The 16,384-nt window shown below is 68.9% G+C and carries 14 protein-coding genes and 1 tRNA gene; all 15 read left to right on the forward strand.

The window, feature by feature from the left end; translation table 11 throughout:
• Positions 1–142 (forward strand): elongation factor Tu (gene tuf, locus VI078_04905; protein ID HEY5998627.1); only part of this gene is annotated, 142 nt, incomplete at its 5' end.
• 15 nt (positions 143–157) lie between these two features.
• Positions 158–307 (forward strand): 50S ribosomal protein L33, encoded by a 150-nt coding sequence (rpmG, locus tag VI078_04910; protein HEY5998628.1) that lies wholly within the window; start codon positions 158–160, stop codon positions 305–307.
• 8 nt (positions 308–315) lie between these two features.
• Positions 316–392: transfer RNA gene (locus VI078_04915), tRNA-Trp, on the forward strand.
• An 81-nt stretch (positions 393–473) separates the two neighbouring features.
• Positions 474–659, forward strand: coding sequence for a preprotein translocase subunit SecE (gene secE / locus VI078_04920; protein ID HEY5998629.1), 186 nt, complete (start codon positions 474–476; stop codon positions 657–659).
• Between the two features lie 47 nt (positions 660–706).
• Entirely contained in the window at positions 707–1,258 is a 552-nt protein-coding gene (gene nusG / locus VI078_04925; GenBank protein HEY5998630.1) for a transcription termination/antitermination protein NusG, read from the forward strand.
• Between the two features lie 40 nt (positions 1,259–1,298).
• Positions 1,299–1,724 (forward strand): 50S ribosomal protein L11, encoded by a 426-nt coding sequence (rplK, locus tag VI078_04930; protein ID HEY5998631.1) that lies wholly within the window; start codon positions 1,299–1,301, stop codon positions 1,722–1,724.
• Between the two features lie 117 nt (positions 1,725–1,841).
• Positions 1,842–2,543 carry a 50S ribosomal protein L1 gene (gene rplA, locus VI078_04935; GenBank protein ID HEY5998632.1) on the forward strand — a complete coding sequence of 234 codons (702 nt, stop codon included), beginning with the start codon at positions 1,842–1,844 and terminating at the stop codon, positions 2,541–2,543.
• Positions 2,544–2,758: 215 nt separating this feature from the next.
• On the forward strand, positions 2,759–3,286 hold the full coding sequence (rplJ, locus tag VI078_04940) for a 50S ribosomal protein L10 (GenBank protein HEY5998633.1): 528 nt from the start codon (positions 2,759–2,761) through the stop codon (positions 3,284–3,286).
• An 84-nt stretch (positions 3,287–3,370) separates the two neighbouring features.
• Positions 3,371–3,757: a 50S ribosomal protein L7/L12 gene (gene rplL, locus VI078_04945; GenBank protein HEY5998634.1), complete on the forward strand. Its 387-nt coding sequence runs from the start codon at positions 3,371–3,373 to the stop codon at positions 3,755–3,757.
• Positions 3,758–3,897: 140 nt separating this feature from the next.
• Positions 3,898–8,025 (forward strand): DNA-directed RNA polymerase subunit beta, encoded by a 4,128-nt coding sequence (rpoB, locus tag VI078_04950; GenBank protein HEY5998635.1) that lies wholly within the window; start codon positions 3,898–3,900, stop codon positions 8,023–8,025.
• 63 nt (positions 8,026–8,088) lie between these two features.
• On the forward strand, positions 8,089–12,216 hold the full coding sequence (rpoC, locus tag VI078_04955; protein ID HEY5998636.1) for a DNA-directed RNA polymerase subunit beta': 4,128 nt from the start codon (positions 8,089–8,091) through the stop codon (positions 12,214–12,216).
• A gap of 98 nt (positions 12,217–12,314) precedes the next feature.
• A complete protein-coding gene (rpsL, locus tag VI078_04960; protein ID HEY5998637.1) occupies positions 12,315–12,689 on the forward strand; it encodes a 30S ribosomal protein S12 in 375 nt (124 codons plus the stop codon).
• 13 nt (positions 12,690–12,702) lie between these two features.
• Entirely contained in the window at positions 12,703–13,173 is a 471-nt protein-coding gene (gene rpsG, locus VI078_04965; protein ID HEY5998638.1) for a 30S ribosomal protein S7, read from the forward strand.
• Positions 13,174–13,236: 63 nt separating this feature from the next.
• Positions 13,237–15,327: an elongation factor G gene (fusA, locus tag VI078_04970; GenBank protein HEY5998639.1), complete on the forward strand. Its 2,091-nt coding sequence runs from the start codon at positions 13,237–13,239 to the stop codon at positions 15,325–15,327.
• A gap of 46 nt (positions 15,328–15,373) precedes the next feature.
• The coding region (tuf, locus tag VI078_04975) for an elongation factor Tu (protein HEY5998640.1) at positions 15,374–16,384 on the forward strand (1,011 nt) is incomplete at its 3' end.

Here is a 16,384-nt window from a genome sequence, read left to right on the forward strand (position 1 = left end):
GGAGATGGTGATGCCGGGGGACAACGTGGAGATCACGGGCGAGCTGATCGCGCCGATCGCGATGGAGAAGGAGCTGCGCTTCGCGATCCGCGAGGGCGGGCGCACGGTGGGCGCCGGCGTCGTCTCCGAGATCATCCAGTAGGGCCGGGAGAGGCACATGCGCGAGAACATCACCTTGGTGTGCGGCACCTGCAAGCAGCGCAACTACCGCACCAGCAAGAACAAGAAGACGACGCCGGGGAAGCTGGAGCTGAGCAAGTACTGCCCCTTCTGCCGGAAGCACACGCCGCACAAGGAAGGCAAGTAGACGTGCGTAGGCCAGTAGCTCTAACGGCTAGAGCAGCGGACTCCAAATCCGCGGGTTGGGGGTTCGAATCCCTCCTGGCCTGCCAGATATCGCCGGAGGCCGGCCGGTAGCGGGGCGGCGGCCCTGGTCGACGGGGCCGGCAGCCCGGAACGGGACGAGACTGAAGATGCTTGAGAAGATCAAGGTGTTCTTCCAGGAAGTGAGCGTCGAGCTGAAGAAGGTCAGCTGGCCGACGCGCCAGCAGACCGTGTCCGCCACCGTCGTGGTGATCACGGTCTCGTTCATCGTGGCCTTCTTCCTCGGGATCGTCGACATCGTCCTCGCCCGGATCGTCGGCGGGATCATGAAGTAGGGCGCTGCGCCGGCGGCGAAAGAGGAATAGAGGAGCGGGAAAGCGGCATGAGCGAAGCGGTGGGCACGGCGGTCGAACAGCGCTGGTACGTCATCCACACCTACTCGGGCTTCGAGGCCAAGGTGCGCGAGAGCCTGCTCGAGCGCATGGCGGCCGCCGGGTGGGCGGAGAAGATCGCGGAGGTGCTCGTGCCCTCCGAGGAGATCGTCGAGCTCAAGAAGGGCAAGCGCCGCGTCTCCGAGCGCAAGATCTTCCCCGGCTACATCCTGGTGAAGATGGAGCTCAACGACGAGACCTGGCACCTCGTGCAGGAGACCCCGCGCATCACGGGCTTCGTCGGCGGGCGCACCCACCCGACGCCGCTGAGCGAGGCGGAGGTCCAGGAGATCATCAAGGCCACGAGCGCGGAGGAGGGTCCCAAGCCGCGCGTGCGCTTCCGCATCGGCGAGAGCGTGCGGATCACCGACGGGCCGTTCACGAACTTCACGGGGTCGGTGGACACGGTCAACGAGGAGCGCGGCAAGCTGCGCGTGATGGTCAGCATCTTCGGCCGGTCGACGCCGGTCGAGCTCGACTACCTCCAGGTGGAGCGGGTCTAGCGCCCGCCGCGGCGGGGACGAAGGAGAGAAAGGCGAAGCAATGGCGAAGAAAGAGACGGCGAAAGTCAAGCTGCAGCTCCAGGCGGGCAAGGCCAACCCCTCCCCGCCCGTCGGGCCGGCGCTCTCGCAGCACGGCGTCAACATCATGGAGTTCTGCAAGGCCTTCAACGCGGCGACCGCGAAGGAGGAGGGGATGGTCATCCCGGTGATCATCACGGTCTACTCCGACCGCTCCTTCTCCTTCATCCAGAAGACGCCGCCGGCGGCGGTGCTGCTCAAGAAGGCCGCCGGCCTGGTCAAGGGCTCGGGGACGACCGGGCGCGAGAAGGTCGGTTCGGTCACGAAGAAGCAGGTCGAGGACATCGCGCGCCAGAAGCTGCCCGACCTCAACGCGAAGGACCTCGCCGGGGCGATCAAGACCGTCGAGGGCACCGCGCGGAGCATGGGCCTCGAGGTCACGCAGTAGCGAACCGGGGGCGCGCACCAAGGCGGGGATCGGCCCCGCGCGCGGCGCGCCTCAAGCGACGGTAGGAGCCTGCCGGCGGCACACCGGGGGCGCTCGCACTACCGGGAGGAGAGACGGATGGCACAGCACGGCAAGAAGTACCGCGCGGCGCTCGCGGGCGTCGACCGCGAGAAGCGCTACGGCCTCGAGGAGGCGGTGGCGCTGGTGAAGAAGCTCGCCTACGCCAAGTACGACGAGGCGGTCGAGATCTCGATCCGCCTCGGCATCGACGCGAAGAAGACCGACCAGCTCGTGCGCGGCTCGGTGGTCCTGCCGCACGGCCTGGGCCGGAAGGTCCGCGTCCTGGTCTTCGCCAAGGGCGACAAGGCCAACGAGGCCCGCGACGCCGGCGCCGACGAGTACGGCGGCGACGAGCTGGTCGAGAAGATCCAGGGCGGCTTCATGGACTTCGACAAGGTGATCGCGACCCCGGACATGATGGGCCAGGTCGGGCGGCTCGGGAAGGTGCTCGGCCCCCGCGGCCTGATGCCCAACCCCAAGCTCGGCACCGTGACCTTCGACGTGGCGCGCGCGATCCAGGAGGTCAAGGCCGGCCGCGCCGAGTACCGCGCGGAGAAGGCCGGCATCGTGCACGCCGGCGTCGGCCGCAAGTCCTTCGACGACGCGAAGCTCGTGGACAACATCCGCGCCTTCATGGACAGCGTGCTCAAGGCCAAGCCGGCCACGAGCAAGGGGCAGTACCTCAAGGGCGTCGCCCTCTCGACCACGATCGGTCCGGGGGTGAAGCTCGACGTGGGGCAGTTCGGCGGGGCCCACTAGGGGGCTCCGCTCGCGCTACGGCAAGACGGAGGCAGGACGCGCCCGAGATGTCACAGACAGCTGGTCTCCCCCGCCACGGGGGAGGTAATGGCCGGGGGGAGCCCGGCCGCCCGCCGAGACGGAAGATGGCGTCGCGAGACCTTCTTCTCCGATCAGTGACCATCCCTGGCAGAGAGACTCCGGCCGATCTTTCCAGGGAAAGGGGGTAAAGACACGTGAAGCGTCAGGAGAAAGTCGAGACGGTGGAGCGGCTGCAGGCGGAGATCGCCAGCCGGCCGAACCTCTTCCTCGCGGAGTACCGCGGCATGACGGTCGAGCAGGTCACCGACCTGCGCGTCAAGGTCCGCAAGGCCGACGGCGCGATGCAGGTGGTGAAGAACACCTTCCTGCGCCGGGCGGTGGCCGGTCAGCCGCAGGAGCCGGTCGCGGCGGGCGCCAAGGGCCCGAACGCGCTGTTCCTCGGCGGCGCCGACGTCGTCGAGCTGACCAAGGTCCTCGCGGCGGCGGACAAGGACATCCAGCCGTTCGTGCTCAAGGGCGGCGTGGTCGACGGCCGCGCCGTGACGGCCGCGGAGATCCGCCAGATCTCCGAGCTGCCGCCGCGCGCGGTGCTGCTCGGACGGGCGGTCGGCAGCATGGTCAGCCCGCTGCGCGGGTTCGTCAGCGTCTGCCAGGGCAACATCCGCAAGCTCGTCTACGCGCTCGAGGCGGTGCGCCAGGCGAAGGAGAAGAGCGCGGCCTAGCGGCCGCGGCACAATCGCAACGGACGGCCGGCGCGCCGCGGCAGAACGCGGCGGCCGGCTGCTGAGAAAAGGGAGAGAACGAAGATGTCCACGATCACGAAAGAGCAGGTTGTCGCCTTCATCGAGAACATGACCGTCCTGGAGCTGGCGGGCTTCGTCAAGGAGCTCGAGGAGAAGTTCGGCGTCTCCGCGGCGGCCCCGGTCGCCATGATGGCGGCCGGCGCGGGCCCGGCGGCGGCCGCTGCGGCGCCCGCCGAGCAGACCGAGTTCGACGTCATGCTCATGGCGGCCGGCGCCGAGAAGATCAAGGTGATCAAGGTCGTGCGCGAGAAGACCGGGCTCGGCCTGAAGGAGGCCAAGGCGGTCGTCGACGAGGCGCCGAAGCCCGTCAAGGAGAAGGTCTCCAAGGAGGAGGCCGAGGCGATCAAGAAGGCCCTCGAGGAGGTCGGCGCGCAGGTCCAGGTCAAGTAGCCGGGCGGGCCCCCGGTCGTCCCGGATCCGACGAGGCGAGCCGCTGTCGGAGGCATCCGGAAAATGAGGCGCCCGGCACGGCAGCGGCCGGGCCTGTCGGGCGCATCAGGCTCTGAGGTCATTGTGAGCGAGGGAGAGTAATGAAAAAAAGAAGGAGCTTCGGCACGCACCCGCGGCGGGAGTTCTCCAAGATCCCGCCCTTCATCGAGGTGCCGTACCTGCTCGGGATCCAGACGAGCTCCTACGACCGCTTCCTCCAGAAGGACGTGGCGCCCGAGAAGCGGGAGAACCTCGGTCTGCAGGCCGTGTTCCACAGCGTCTTCCCGATCCAGGACTTCAAGGGGGTCGCGGCGCTGGAGTACGTGCGCTACATGATCGGGGACCCGAAGTACTCGGCGGACGAGTGCCGCGAGCGGGGCATGACCCTCTCGGCCCCCCTGAAGGTCACCATCCGGCTCGTGCTCTACCAGAAAGACGCCGCCGGCAAGAAGACCGTCAAGGACATGAAGGAGCAGGAGGTCTACTTCGGCGAGCTGCCGCTGATGACCCCGACGGGCACCTTCATCATCAACGGCACCGAGCGCGTCGTCGTGAGCCAGATGCACAAGTCCCCGGGCGTCTTCTTCGACTCCGAGAAGAGCAAGACCGGGCCCGTCGTGCGCACGCTGTACGCGGCGCGGATGATCCCCTACCGCGGCTCCTGGCTGGACTTCGAGTTCGACGCCAAGGACGTGCTCTACGCGCGCATCGACCGGCGCCGCAAGTTCCTCGCCACGACCTTCCTCCAGGCCATGGGCTTCACCCGCCAGGAGATCCTCGACACCTTCTACCGGCGCGAGATCGTCACCCAGGCCGAGACCGGCGCCTTCTCCAAGCGGCTCGACCCCGAGCTGCACCAGGGGCACAAGCTCAAGCGCGCGATCGCGCACCCCAAGACGAAGGAGGTCCTCGTCAAGGAGGGCCACAAGCTCAGCGGTGCGCTGCTCAAGAAGCTCAAGGCCAGCGGCGTCGAGCAGATCCCCCTGGCGCCCGAGGAGCTCGTCGGGCAGTTCACCGCCCGCGAGGTGGCCGACCCGGCCGGCGGCGAGGCGCTCCTCGGCGGCAACGTCGCGATCGGCGAGGCCGACCTGCAGAAGATCCGCGAGAGGAAGATCGCCACGCTCGAGCTGCTCGCCATCGACGGGCTGCACACGACGAGCCACCTGCGCGACACCCTCGAGATCGACGCGATCCGCTCGACCGACGAGGCGCTCGTCGAGATCTACAAGAAGATGCGGCCGGGCGAGCCGCCGACGCTCGAGACCTCGCGCGTCTTCTTCGAGAACCTCTTCTTCAACCCCAAGCGCTACGACCTCTCGCCGGTCGGGCGCATGAAGCTCACGACGAAGCTCCTGCTCCAGGGCCGCGTGGAGAAGGACGTGCGCGTGCTCACGCGCGACGACATCATCGAGACGCTGCGCCGGCTCATCCGCATCAACGCCGGCCAGGGCCGCCCCGACGACGTCGACCACCTCGGCAACCGCCGCGTCAAGTCCATCGGCGAGCTGCTCGAGAACCAGTTCCGCATCGGCCTCGTGCGCATGGAGCGCGCGCTGAAGGAGCGGATGGCGGTGCAGGAGGTCGAGCAGCTCACGCCGCACGACCTGGTCAACGCCCGCCCGGTGGACGCCGCGATCAAGGAGTTCTTCGGCTCCAGCCAGCTCTCCCAGTTCATGGACCAGACCAACCCGCTGGCCGAGGTCACCCACAAGCGCCGGCTCTCGGCGCTCGGCCCCGGCGGCCTGACGCGCGAGCGCGCCGGCTTCGAGGTGCGCGACGTGCACCCGACGCACTACGGCCGCGTCTGCCCGATCGAGACGCCGGAAGGCCCGAACATCGGGCTCATCACCTCGCTCTCGACCTTCGCGCGCGTCAACGAGTACGGCTTCATCGAGACGCCGTACCGCATCGTCAAGGACAGCCGCGTCACCGACGAGGTGCGCTTCCTGACCGCGGACGAGGAGGACCAGCACGTGATCGCCCAGGCGAACACGCCGCTGGACGCCGCCAACCGCTTCAGCACGGCGCGCGTCTCGGCGCGGCGCAGCGGCGAGTTCGTGCTCGCGCCGCCGGACGAGGTCCAGCTCATGGACGTCTCGCCCAAGCAGATCGTCTCGGTGGCGACGGCGCTCATCCCCTTCCTCGAGCACGACGACGCCAACCGCGCCCTCATGGGCTCGAACATGCAGCGCCAGGCCGTGCCCGTGCTCGTCTCGGAGGCGCCGCTGGTCGGCACCGGCATCGAGGGGATCGCGGCGCGCGACTCGGGCGTCACGGTCACGGCGCCGTTCGACGGCGTGGTCGAGAAGGTCGACGCCAAGCGCATCGTGCTGCGCGGCGACGCCGAGCCCGGCTCGAAGGCCGACCGCATCGAGGTCTTCAACCTCGTCAAGTACCGCCGCTCGAACCAGAACACCTGCGTCAACCAGCGGCCGATCGTGCGCGAGGGCCAGGCGGTGATGAAGGGCGACCCGCTCGCCGACGGCCCGGCAACCGACCGCGGCGAACTCGCGCTCGGGCGCAACGTGGTCGTGGCCTTCATGCCCTGGCACGGCTACAACTTCGAGGACGCGATCATCGTCTCGGAGCGGCTCGTGCGCGACGACGTCTTCACCTCGGTGCACATCGAGGAGTTCGAGGTCGAGGCCCGCGACACCAAGCTCGGCAAGGAGGAGATCACCCGCGACATCCCGAACGTCTCCGAGGAGGCGCTGCGCAACCTGGACGAGTCGGGGATCATCCGCATCGCCGCCGAGGTCAAGCCCGGCGACATCCTCGTCGGCAAGGTCACGCCCAAGGGCGAGACCCAGCTGACCCCCGAGGAGAAGCTGCTGCGCGCGATCTTCGGCGAGAAGGCCGGCGACGTGCGCGACTCCTCGCTCGTGACGCCTCCGGGCATCGAGGGCACCGTCGTCGACGTCAAGGTCTTCTCGCGCCGCGGCGCGACCAAGGACGAGCGCGCCAAGGCCATCGAGGAGGAGGAGGTCGCCCGCTTCAAGCACGACCTCGCCGACGAGATCGCCCTCGTGCGCGACAAGGAGGCGCGGCGGCTCGTCGGCGTCTTCGCCGGCAAGGCCTCGCCGAAGCGGCTCGTCGGGCGCGCCTCGCGCAAGGTCGTCTGCAAGGTCGGCGAGAAGCTCACCGAGGAGATCCTCCTCGAGGCCGACCTCGCGCCGCTGCTCCAGCCCAAGGTCTTCAAGGAGGAGTCGCTGCGCGACGAGATCGCCCGCGTGCACGAGGAGGCCGAGGAGCAGATCGCGGTCCTGCGGGCCCTGCACGAGGAGCGCGTCGGCCGGCTGAAGAAGGGCGACGAGCTGCCCCCCGGCGTGATCATGCTCGTCAAGGTCTACGTGGCGATCAAGCGCAAGATCGCGGTCGGGGACAAGATGGCCGGCCGCCACGGCAACAAGGGCGTCGTCTCCACCATCGTCCCGGCCGAGGACATGCCGTACCTGCCCGACGGCCGGCCGGTGGACATCGTGCTCAACCCGCTCGGCGTCCCCTCCCGCATGAACGTCGGGCAGATCCTCGAGACGCACCTCGGCTGGGCCGCCAAGGGCCTCGGCGAGCAGGTGGCCGCGCTCGCCGAGAAGGCGACGGTCGCGGAGCTCAGGGCGCGCCTGAAGAAGATCTTCGGCGACGACGGCCGGGCGGCCGCGCGCTCGAAGGAGCCGGTCGAGGTCATCGAGCGCATGGACAAGGAGGAGCTCATGGCGTTCGCCCGCTCGCTGCAGCGGGGCGTCCACATGGCGACCCCCGTCTTCGACGGCGCCACCGAGGCCGAGATCAAGGCGCTGCTCGCGGACGCCGGCTTCGCGACGAGCGGCAAGACGGTCCTCTACGACGGGCGCACCGGCTCGGCCTACGACCAGGAGGTCACGGTCGGCTGCCTCTACATGCTCAAGCTGCACCACCTCGTCGACGACAAGATCCACGCCCGCTCCATCGGCCCCTACAGCCTCGTGACGCAGCAGCCGCTGGGCGGCAAGGCGCAGTTCGGCGGCCAGCGCTTCGGCGAGATGGAGGTCTGGGCGCTCGAGGCCTACGGCGCGGCCTACACGCTCCAGGAGATCCTGACGGTGAAGTCCGACGACGTCGTCGGGCGGACCAAGGTCTACGAGTCCATCGTCAAGGGGCGCAACGCGCACCAGGCCGGCCTGCCGGAGTCGTTCAACGTCCTGGTCAAGGAGCTCCAGGGCCTCGGCCTCGACGTCGAGCTCATGGAGTAGCGGCGGCGCACCGGCGGCAGGGGATCGTGAGAGAGCGCGCAACGCACCAAGGAGGGCAGTCGATTGGACAGCCTCTTTAGTTTGTTCGAGAAGCACAAGGACCCGACGCAGTACAGCGGCATCCGCATCGCGCTGGCCTCGCCGGACAAGATCCGCTCCTGGTCGCACGGCGAGGTCAAGAAGCCCGAGACCATCAACTACCGCACCTTCAAGCCGGAGCGCGACGGGCTGTTCTGCGCGAAGATCTTCGGCCCGACGAAGGACTGGGAGTGCAACTGCGGCAAGTACAAGCGCATGAAGCACCGCGGCGTCGTCTGCGACAAGTGCGGCGTCGAGGTCATCCAGTCCAAGGTGCGCCGCGAGCGCATGGGGCACATCGAGCTGGCGAGCCCGGTCTCGCACGTCTGGTTCTTCAAGAGCCTGCCCTCGCGCATCGGCACGATCCTCAACGTGACCCTGCGCGACCTGGAGCGGGTGCTCTACTTCGAGTCGTACATCGTGATCGACCCGGGCCCGACGGGGCTCAAGGAGAAGGAGCTCATCCCGGACGACCGCTACCGGCAGCTGCACGCGGAGTTCGGCGCGGCTTTCAAGGCCGGCATGGGCGCCGAGGCCATCAAGGAGCTGCTCAAGGCCGTCGACATCGACACCCTCGGCGACGAGCTGCGCGCCAAGATGCTCGAGGCCAGCTCCGCCGCGGCGCGCAAGAAGATCATCAAGCGGCTCAAGGTCGTCGAGGCCTTCCGCAAGAGTGGCTGCAAGCCGGAGTGGATGATCTCGGACGTCATCGCCGTCATCCCGCCGGAGCTGCGCCCGCTGGTGCCGCTCGACGGCGGCAGGTTCGCGACCTCGGACCTCAACGACCTCTACCGCCGGGTGATCAACCGCAACAACCGCCTCAAGCGGCTGCTCGAGCTGCGGGCCCCGGACATCATCATCCGCAACGAGAAGCGCATGCTCCAGGAGGCGGTCGACGCGCTCTTCGACAACGGGCGGCGCGGCCGGGTCATCCGGGGGCCGAACAAGCGCCCGCTCAAGTCGCTGAGCGACATGCTCAAGGGCAAGCAGGGGCGCTTCCGCCAGAACCTGCTCGGCAAGCGCGTCGACTACTCCGGCCGCTCGGTCATCGTCGTCGGCCCCGAGCTGCGCATCGACCAGTGCGGGCTGCCGAAGAAGATGGCGCTCGAGCTGTTCAAGCCCTTCATCTACCACAAGCTCGAGCAGAACGGCCTGGCGACCACGCTCAAGAGCGCCAAGAAGATGGTCGAGAAGGAGGTGCCGGAGGTCTGGGACGCGCTCGAGGAGGTGACCAGGCAGCACCCGGTCATGCTCAACCGCGCCCCGACGCTGCACCGCCTCGGCATCCAGGCCTTCTGGCCGCAGCTCATCGAGGGCAAGGCGATCCGCCTGCACCCGCTGGTCTGCTCGGCCTTCAACGCCGACTTCGACGGCGACCAGATGGCCGTGCACGTGCCGCTCTCCGAGGAGTCCCAGAAGGAGGCCCGCGAGCTGATGCTCAGCTCGAACAACATCCTCTCCCCGGCCTCCGGCAAGCCGCTGGCGGTGCCCTCGCAGGACATCGTGCTCGGCTGCTACTACCTGACGAAGCTCGTCGAGCCGGCCGCGGAGCCGCGGCGGTTCGCCGACCGGCTCGAGGTGCGCCGCGCCTACGACCACGGCGTGGTCTCGCTGCACGAGAAGATCCGCGTGCGCATCGACGGCGCCATGGTCGACACCACGGCGGGGCGCGTCATCCTCGCCGAGATCCTCCCCGCCGAGCTGCCCTTCGAGCTGGTGAACAAGCTCATGAAGAAGAAGGAGCTGGCGGCGCTCATCGACGTCTCCTTCCGCCGCCTGGGCCGCGAGCGCACGATCGCGCTGCTCGACCTGCTCAAGGCCACCGGCTACCGCTACGCCAGCAGCGCGGGCATCTCGATCGCGATCGACGACATGCAGATCCCGGACCGCAAGAAGGAGGTCGTCGACGCCGCGCTCAAGTCGGTCGAGGAGGTCGAGGGCCAGTACGCCGAGGGGCTCATCACCCGCGGCGAGAAGTACAACAAGGTCATCGACGTCTGGGCGCAGGCCACCGAGCAGGTCGCCGGCGCGCTGCTCACCGAGCTGCAGAAGGAGGAGCAGCCGCTCAAGCAGAAGGGCGCCGCGCTCGCGCACGGCCGCGCCGCCGGCTTCAACCCGATCTTCATGATGGTCGACTCCGGGGCGCGCGGCAGCACGCAGCAGATCCGCCAGCTCGCCGGCATGCGCGGCCTGATGGCCAAGCCCTCGGGCGAGATCATCGAGACGCCGATCATCGCCAACTTCCGCGAGGGCCTCACCGTCCTCGAGTACTTCACCTCGACGCACGGGGCGCGCAAGGGGCTCGCGGACACCGCGCTCAAGACGGCCAACTCCGGCTACCTCACGCGCCGGCTCGTGGACGTCGCCCAGGACATGATCGTCACCGTGCCGGACTGCGGCACGCTCGACGGCATCGTCGTCTCGGCGCTTGTCGAGGGCGGCGAGATCATCGAGCCGCTCAAGGAGCGCATCCTCGGCCGCGTGACGCTCGACGACATCACCGACCCGGACTCCGGCGAGGTCATCGTCGCGGCGAACACCCTCATCGATGAGGAGATCGGCGAGAAGATCGAGGACATGGGCCTCGAGAAGGTGCGCATCCGCTCGGTGCTGACCTGCGAGACCCAGAGCGGCACCTGCGCGATGTGCTACGGGCGCGACCTCTCCCGCGGCGAGCTGGTCAAGCTCGGCGAGGCGGTCGGCGTCGTCGCGGCGCAGTCGATCGGCGAGCCGGGCACCCAGCTGACGATGCGGACCTTCCACATCGGCGGCACGGCCCGCGTCGTCGAGAAGAGCAACCACGTCACGCGCAACGGCGGCAAGGTGACCTACGTCGGCCTGCGCACGATCGCGAACCGCGAGGGCTTCAACGTCGCGATGAACCGCAACGGCAGCGTCGAGGTCGTCTCGGTCGAGCACGAGGGCAAGAAGCGGGTCGAGAAGAAGGAGATCTACCCGGTCGTCTACGGGGCCACGATCCGCGCCCGCGACGGCGAGAGCGTCGCGAAGAACAGCCTGCTCGTGGAGTGGGACTCCTACACGAACCCGATCGTCACGGAGGCGGGCGGCAAGGTCAAGTTCGGCGACATCCTCGAGGGCGTCACGGTCAAGGAGGAGGTCGACTCCGCCACGGGCCTGGCGCGCAAGGTCATCATCGAGACCTCCGACACCGACGTGCGCCCGCGCGTCTCGATCAAGGACGCCGCCGGGAAGACCGCCGGCCGCTACCTGCTGCCGGCCGGGGCGAACATCATGGTGGCCGAGGGCGACGAGGTCGCGCCCGGCGACGTCATCGCGAAGATCCCGCGCGAGACCACCAAGACCAAGGACATCACCGGCGGTCTGCCCCGCGTCGCCGAGCTCTTCGAGGCGAGAAAGCCCAAGGAGCAGGCGGTCATCTCCGAGATCAACGGCAAGGTCGTCCTCGGCGGCTTCGCCAAGGGCTTCCGCAAGGTGGTCGTCGAGGGGGAGGAGGGCCTGGCCAAGGAGTACCTCATCCCCAAGGGCAAGCCGCTGCACGTCCACGACGGCGACCAGGTGCGCGCCGGCGAGGCGCTCATGGAGGGCTCGGCGAACCCGCACGACATCCTCTCGGTCCTCGGCGTCAAGGAGCTGCAGAAGTACCTCGTGAGCGAGGTGCAGCAGGTCTACAGCCTCCAGGGCGTGAAGATCAACGACAAGCACATCGAGATCATCGTGCGCCAGATGCTGCGCAAGGTCATGGTCGACGACGTCGGCGACTCGGAGTTCATCGTCGGCGAGCAGGTCGACCGCTTCGGCTTCGAGGAGGAGAACCGCAAGGTCCTGGAGTCCGGGGGGCGTCCCGCGACGAGCCACCCGATCCTGCTCGGGATCACCCGCGCCTCGCTGTCCACGGAGAGCTTCATCTCGGCGGCCTCCTTCCAGGAGACGACGCGGGTGCTGACCGAGGCGGCGATCGCCGGCAAGGTCGACCGGCTGCGCGGCCTCAAGGAGAACGTGATCATGGGCCGGCTCATCCCGGCCGGCACCGGCTTCGCCCGCTACACCGGCGAGGGCGAGCCGCCGGAGGGCGAGGGCGCCGAGCCCGAGCCGCAGCCGGAGGAGGGGCTGCCCGAGGAGCCGGCCGCCTAGAGGCCGCTTTCGTGCACCTGGCGCATTAACCGCTTGACAGGAGGGGTGAACCTGCGTATGCTGCGCAAGTTTTCCTCGCACATGGGAATGGGGACAGTATGCCGACACTGATGCAGTTGGTTCGCAAGGGGCGGGACACGGTGCGCCAGAAGACGGCGTCGCCGGCGCTCAAGTCCTGCCCGCAGAAGCGCGGGGTGTGCATCCGCGTCTACACCACGACGCCGAAGAAGCCCAACTCCGCGCTCCGCAAGGTCGCCCGCGTGCGCCTGACGAACGCGATGGAGGTCACGGCCTACATCCCGGGCGTCGGCCACAACCTGCAGGAGCACTCGATCGTGCTCATCCGCGGCGGCCGGGTCAAGGACCTCCCCGGCGTCCGCTACCACATCGTGCGCGGCACGCTCGACTCCCTCGGGGTCGCCGACCGCAAGCAGGCGCGCTCGAAGTACGGCGCCAAGCGGCCGAAGGGCTAGGGGAGGAGCGACCATGCCGAGAAGGCGAGTGCCGGCCAAGCGGGAGCCGATCCCGGACCCGATCTACCGCTCGAAGCTCGTGACCCGCTGCGTGAACGTCATCATGCAGGAGGGCAAGAAGAGCACCGCGGAGCACATCTTCTACGACGCGATGGAGATCATCGCGGCGAAGACCAACGAGGAGCCGCTCAAGGTCTTCCAGAAGGCCGTCGACAACGTCAAGCCGGTCGTCGAGGTCAAGTCCCGCCGGGTCGGCGGCTCGACCTACCAGGTGCCGGTCGACGTGCGCCAGGAGCGGCGCATCGCGCTGGCGCTGCGCTGGCTCACCTCGTACGCCCGCGAGCGGGCGGACAAGACGATGGCCGAGAAGTTCGCGAGCGAGCTGATCGACGCGTTCCGCGGCGCGGGGAACGCGGTGAAGAAGCGGGAGGACACGCACAAGATGGCGGAGGCGAACAAGGCCTTCGCGCACTACCGCTGGTAGCGCGGCAGCACCGGCGGACTGATTTTTCGCTCTTTGGCAGGGTGGGAGAGGACGGTTACGACCATGGCACGGCAGGTATCTCTCGGCGAGACCCGGAACATCGGGATCATGGCGCACATCGACGCCGGGAAGACGACCACGACCGAGCGCGTCCTCTACTACACCGGCGTCTCCCACCGCATGGGGGAGGTCCATGACGGCGCCGCGACCATGGACTACATGGAGCAGGAGCAGGAGCGCGGCATCACGATCACCTCGGCGGCCACCACCTGTTCCTGGCGCGGCCACCGCATCAACATCATCGACACCCCCGGGCACGTCGACTTCACCGTCGAGGTCGAGCGCTCCCTGCGCGTTCTCGACGGCGCGGTCGCGCTTTTCTGCGCGGTCGGCGGCGTCGAGCCCCAGTCCGAGACCGTCTGGCGCCAGGCCGACAAGTACCACGTCCCCCGCCTGGCCTTCGTCAATAAGATGGACCGCACCGGCGCGGACTTCGACCGCGTGCTCGCCGCGATGCGCGAGCGCCTCGGGGCCCGTCCCGTCGCCCTGCAGTACCCGCTCGGCGCCGAGGAGCGCTTCGCCGGGGTCGTCGACCTCGTGCGGATGCGCGCGCTGATCTGGGACGAGGACACCCTCGGCGCGCAGTGGCGCGAGGACGAGGTGCCCGCGGAGCTGCGTCCCCGCTGCCTCGAGCTGCGCGAGCGGCTGATCGAGGCGGCCTGCGAGCACGACGACGCGCTCATGGAGTCCTACCTCGCGGGCGCGCCGCTGCCCGCGGAGGCGATCCTGCGCGGCCTGCGCCGGGGCACGATCGCGCTGGCGCTCACCCCCGTGCTCTGCGGCGCCTCGTTCCGCAACAAGGGCGTGCAGCCGCTGCTGGACGCCGTCGTCGACCTGCTGCCGAGCCCGCTGGACGTGCCGCCGATCGCGGGGACGGACCCGGCGACCGGGGCGCGGGCCGAGCGGCGGGCGGACGACCGCGAGCCGTTCGCGGCGCTGGCGTTCAAGATCCTGACCGACCCGTTCGTCGGCCAGCTGACCTTCCTGCGCGTCTACTCGGGCGTCCTGGCCGCCGGCGGGGCGGTGCTCAGCGTGCGGCGCAACCGCCGCGAGCGCGTCGGCCGGCTGCTGCAGATGCACGCGAACAAGCGCGAGGAGATCAAGGAGGCGCGCGCCGGCGACATCGTCGCCGTCGTGGGCCTGCGCGACACGGTCACCGGGGACACGCTCTGCGACCTCGAGCGGCCGATCGCGCTGGAGTCGATCGTCTTCCCCGAGCCGGTGATCGCCATCGCCATCGAGCCGCGCAGCAAGGCCGACGAGGAGAAGCTCGGTGGTGCGCTGCACAAGCTGCAGCACGAGGACCCGACCTTCCGGGTGCGCGTCGATGAGGAGAGCGGGCAGACGCTCATCTCGGGGATGGGCGAGCTGCACCTGGAGATCATCGTCGACCGGCTCAAGCGCGAGTTCGGCGTCGAGGCGAGCGTCGGGCGGCCGCAGGTCGCCTACCGCGAGACGCTGCGCGCGGCGGCCAGGGGCGAGGGGCGCTTCATCCGCCAGAGCGGCGGGCGCGGCCAGTACGGCCACGCCTGGGTCGAGCTGGCGCCGCGCGAGCGCGGCACCGGGTTCGCCTTCGAGAGCGCGATCGTCGGCGGCGTGATCCCCAGGGAGTTCGTGCCGGCGGTGCGCAAGGGCGTCGAGGAGGCCCTGGCCAAGGGCGTGCTCGGCGGCTACCCGATCGTGGACGTGGCGGCGCGGCTCGTCGACGGCTCGTTCCACGAGGTCGACTCCTCGGAGATGGCCTTCAAGATCGCCGGGTCGCTGGCGGTCCGCGAGGCGGCGCTGCGCGCGCGGCCCCAGTTGCTCGAGCCGGTGATGAGCCTGGAGGTCGTCGTCCCCGAGGAGCATCTCGGCGAGGTCATCGGCGACGTGAACGCCCGCCGCGGGCGGGTCGAGGGGTTCGAGGAGCGCGGCGCCTACAAGGTCGTGCGGGCCCTGGTGCCGCTGGCGCAGATGTTCGGGTATGCCACCGCGTTGCGGTCGCTGTCGCAGGGCCGGGCCACGTTCTCGATGCAGTTCTCGCGCTACGAGGGCGTGCCCGAGGGCGTCGCGGACGTGGTGCTGGAGCGCGTGCAGACCCCCGTGGCCCGCTGAGGGCCTGGGGCAACAAGCGTCGATCGGTCAAGGAGGAGCGAGAGCCATGGCGAAGGAGAAGTTTCAGAGGACGAAGCCGCACCTGAACGTGGGGACGATCGGGCACGTGGACCACGGCAAGACGACGCTGACGGCGGCGATCACGGAGGTGCTGGAGAAGAAGGGCCTGGCCAGCTACATCCCGTTCGACCAGATCGACAAGGCTCCGGAGGAGAAGGAGCGCGGGATCACGATCGCGATCGCGCACGTGGAGTACCAGAGCGAGAAGCGTCATTACGCGCACGTGGATTGCCCGGGGCACGCGGACTACGTGAAGAACATGATCACGGGGGCGGCGCAGATGGACGGGGCGATCCTGGTGGTGTCGGCGGCGGACGGGCCGATGCCGCAGACGCGCGAGCACATACTTCTGGCGCGGCAGGTGGGCGTGCCGTACATCATCGTGTTTTTGAACAAGACGGACATGGTGGACGATCCGGAGCTGTTGGACCTGGTGGAGCTTGAGGTGCGCGAGCTGTTGACGCAGTACAAGTTCCCGGGGGACAAGACGCCGATCATCCGGGGCTCGGCGCTCAAGGCGCTGGAGTCGGGCAATCCGGACGCGCCGGAGTGCAAGTGCATCTGGGAGCTGCTGGAGGCGCTGGACAGCTACATTCCGGAGCCGCAGCGCGAGGTGGACAAGCCGTTTTTGATGTCGGTGGAGGACGTGTTCTCGATCTCCGGTCGCGGGACGGTGGTGACGGGGCGCATCGAGCGCGGGGTGATCAAGGTCGGCGAGGAAGTGGAGATCGTGGGGCTGACCGAGACGCGCAAGACGGTGGCCACGGGGGTGGAGATGTTCCGCAAGCTGCTGGACGAGGGGCGCGCGGGGGACAACGTCGGGGTGCTGCTGCGGGGGACCAAGCGCGAGGAGGTTGAGCGCGGGATGGTTCTGGCCAAGCCGGGGAGCATCACGCCGCACACGAAGTTCAAGGGCTCGGTGTACGTGCTGAGCAAGGAGGAGGGGGGGCGGCACACGCCGTTCTTCAACGGGTACCGGCCGCAGTTCTACTTCCGG

Source organism: bacterium (genome assembly GCA_036524115.1).
GTDB lineage: Bacteria > JAUVQV01 > JAUVQV01 > JAUVQV01 > DATDCY01 > DATDCY01.

Bases quoted from the DNA above. Each gene is read 5' to 3' on its own strand.
- rpmG (HEY5998628.1), top strand. From the start codon at position 158: ATGCGCGAGAACATCACCTTGGTGTGCGGCACCTGCAAGCAGCGCAAC.
- secE (HEY5998629.1), top strand. From the start codon at position 474: ATGCTTGAGAAGATCAAGGTGTTCTTCCAGGAAGTGAGCGTCGAGCTG.
- nusG (HEY5998630.1), top strand. From the start codon at position 707: ATGAGCGAAGCGGTGGGCACGGCGGTCGAACAGCGCTGGTACGTCATC.
- rplK (HEY5998631.1), top strand. From the start codon at position 1,299: ATGGCGAAGAAAGAGACGGCGAAAGTCAAGCTGCAGCTCCAGGCGGGC.
- rplA (HEY5998632.1), top strand. From the start codon at position 1,842: ATGGCACAGCACGGCAAGAAGTACCGCGCGGCGCTCGCGGGCGTCGAC.
- rplL (HEY5998634.1), top strand. From the start codon at position 3,371: ATGTCCACGATCACGAAAGAGCAGGTTGTCGCCTTCATCGAGAACATG.
- rpoB (HEY5998635.1), top strand. From the start codon at position 3,898: ATGAAAAAAAGAAGGAGCTTCGGCACGCACCCGCGGCGGGAGTTCTCC.
- rpsL (HEY5998637.1), top strand. From the start codon at position 12,315: ATGCCGACACTGATGCAGTTGGTTCGCAAGGGGCGGGACACGGTGCGC.
- rpsG (HEY5998638.1), top strand. From the start codon at position 12,703: ATGCCGAGAAGGCGAGTGCCGGCCAAGCGGGAGCCGATCCCGGACCCG.
- fusA (HEY5998639.1), top strand. From the start codon at position 13,237: ATGGCACGGCAGGTATCTCTCGGCGAGACCCGGAACATCGGGATCATG.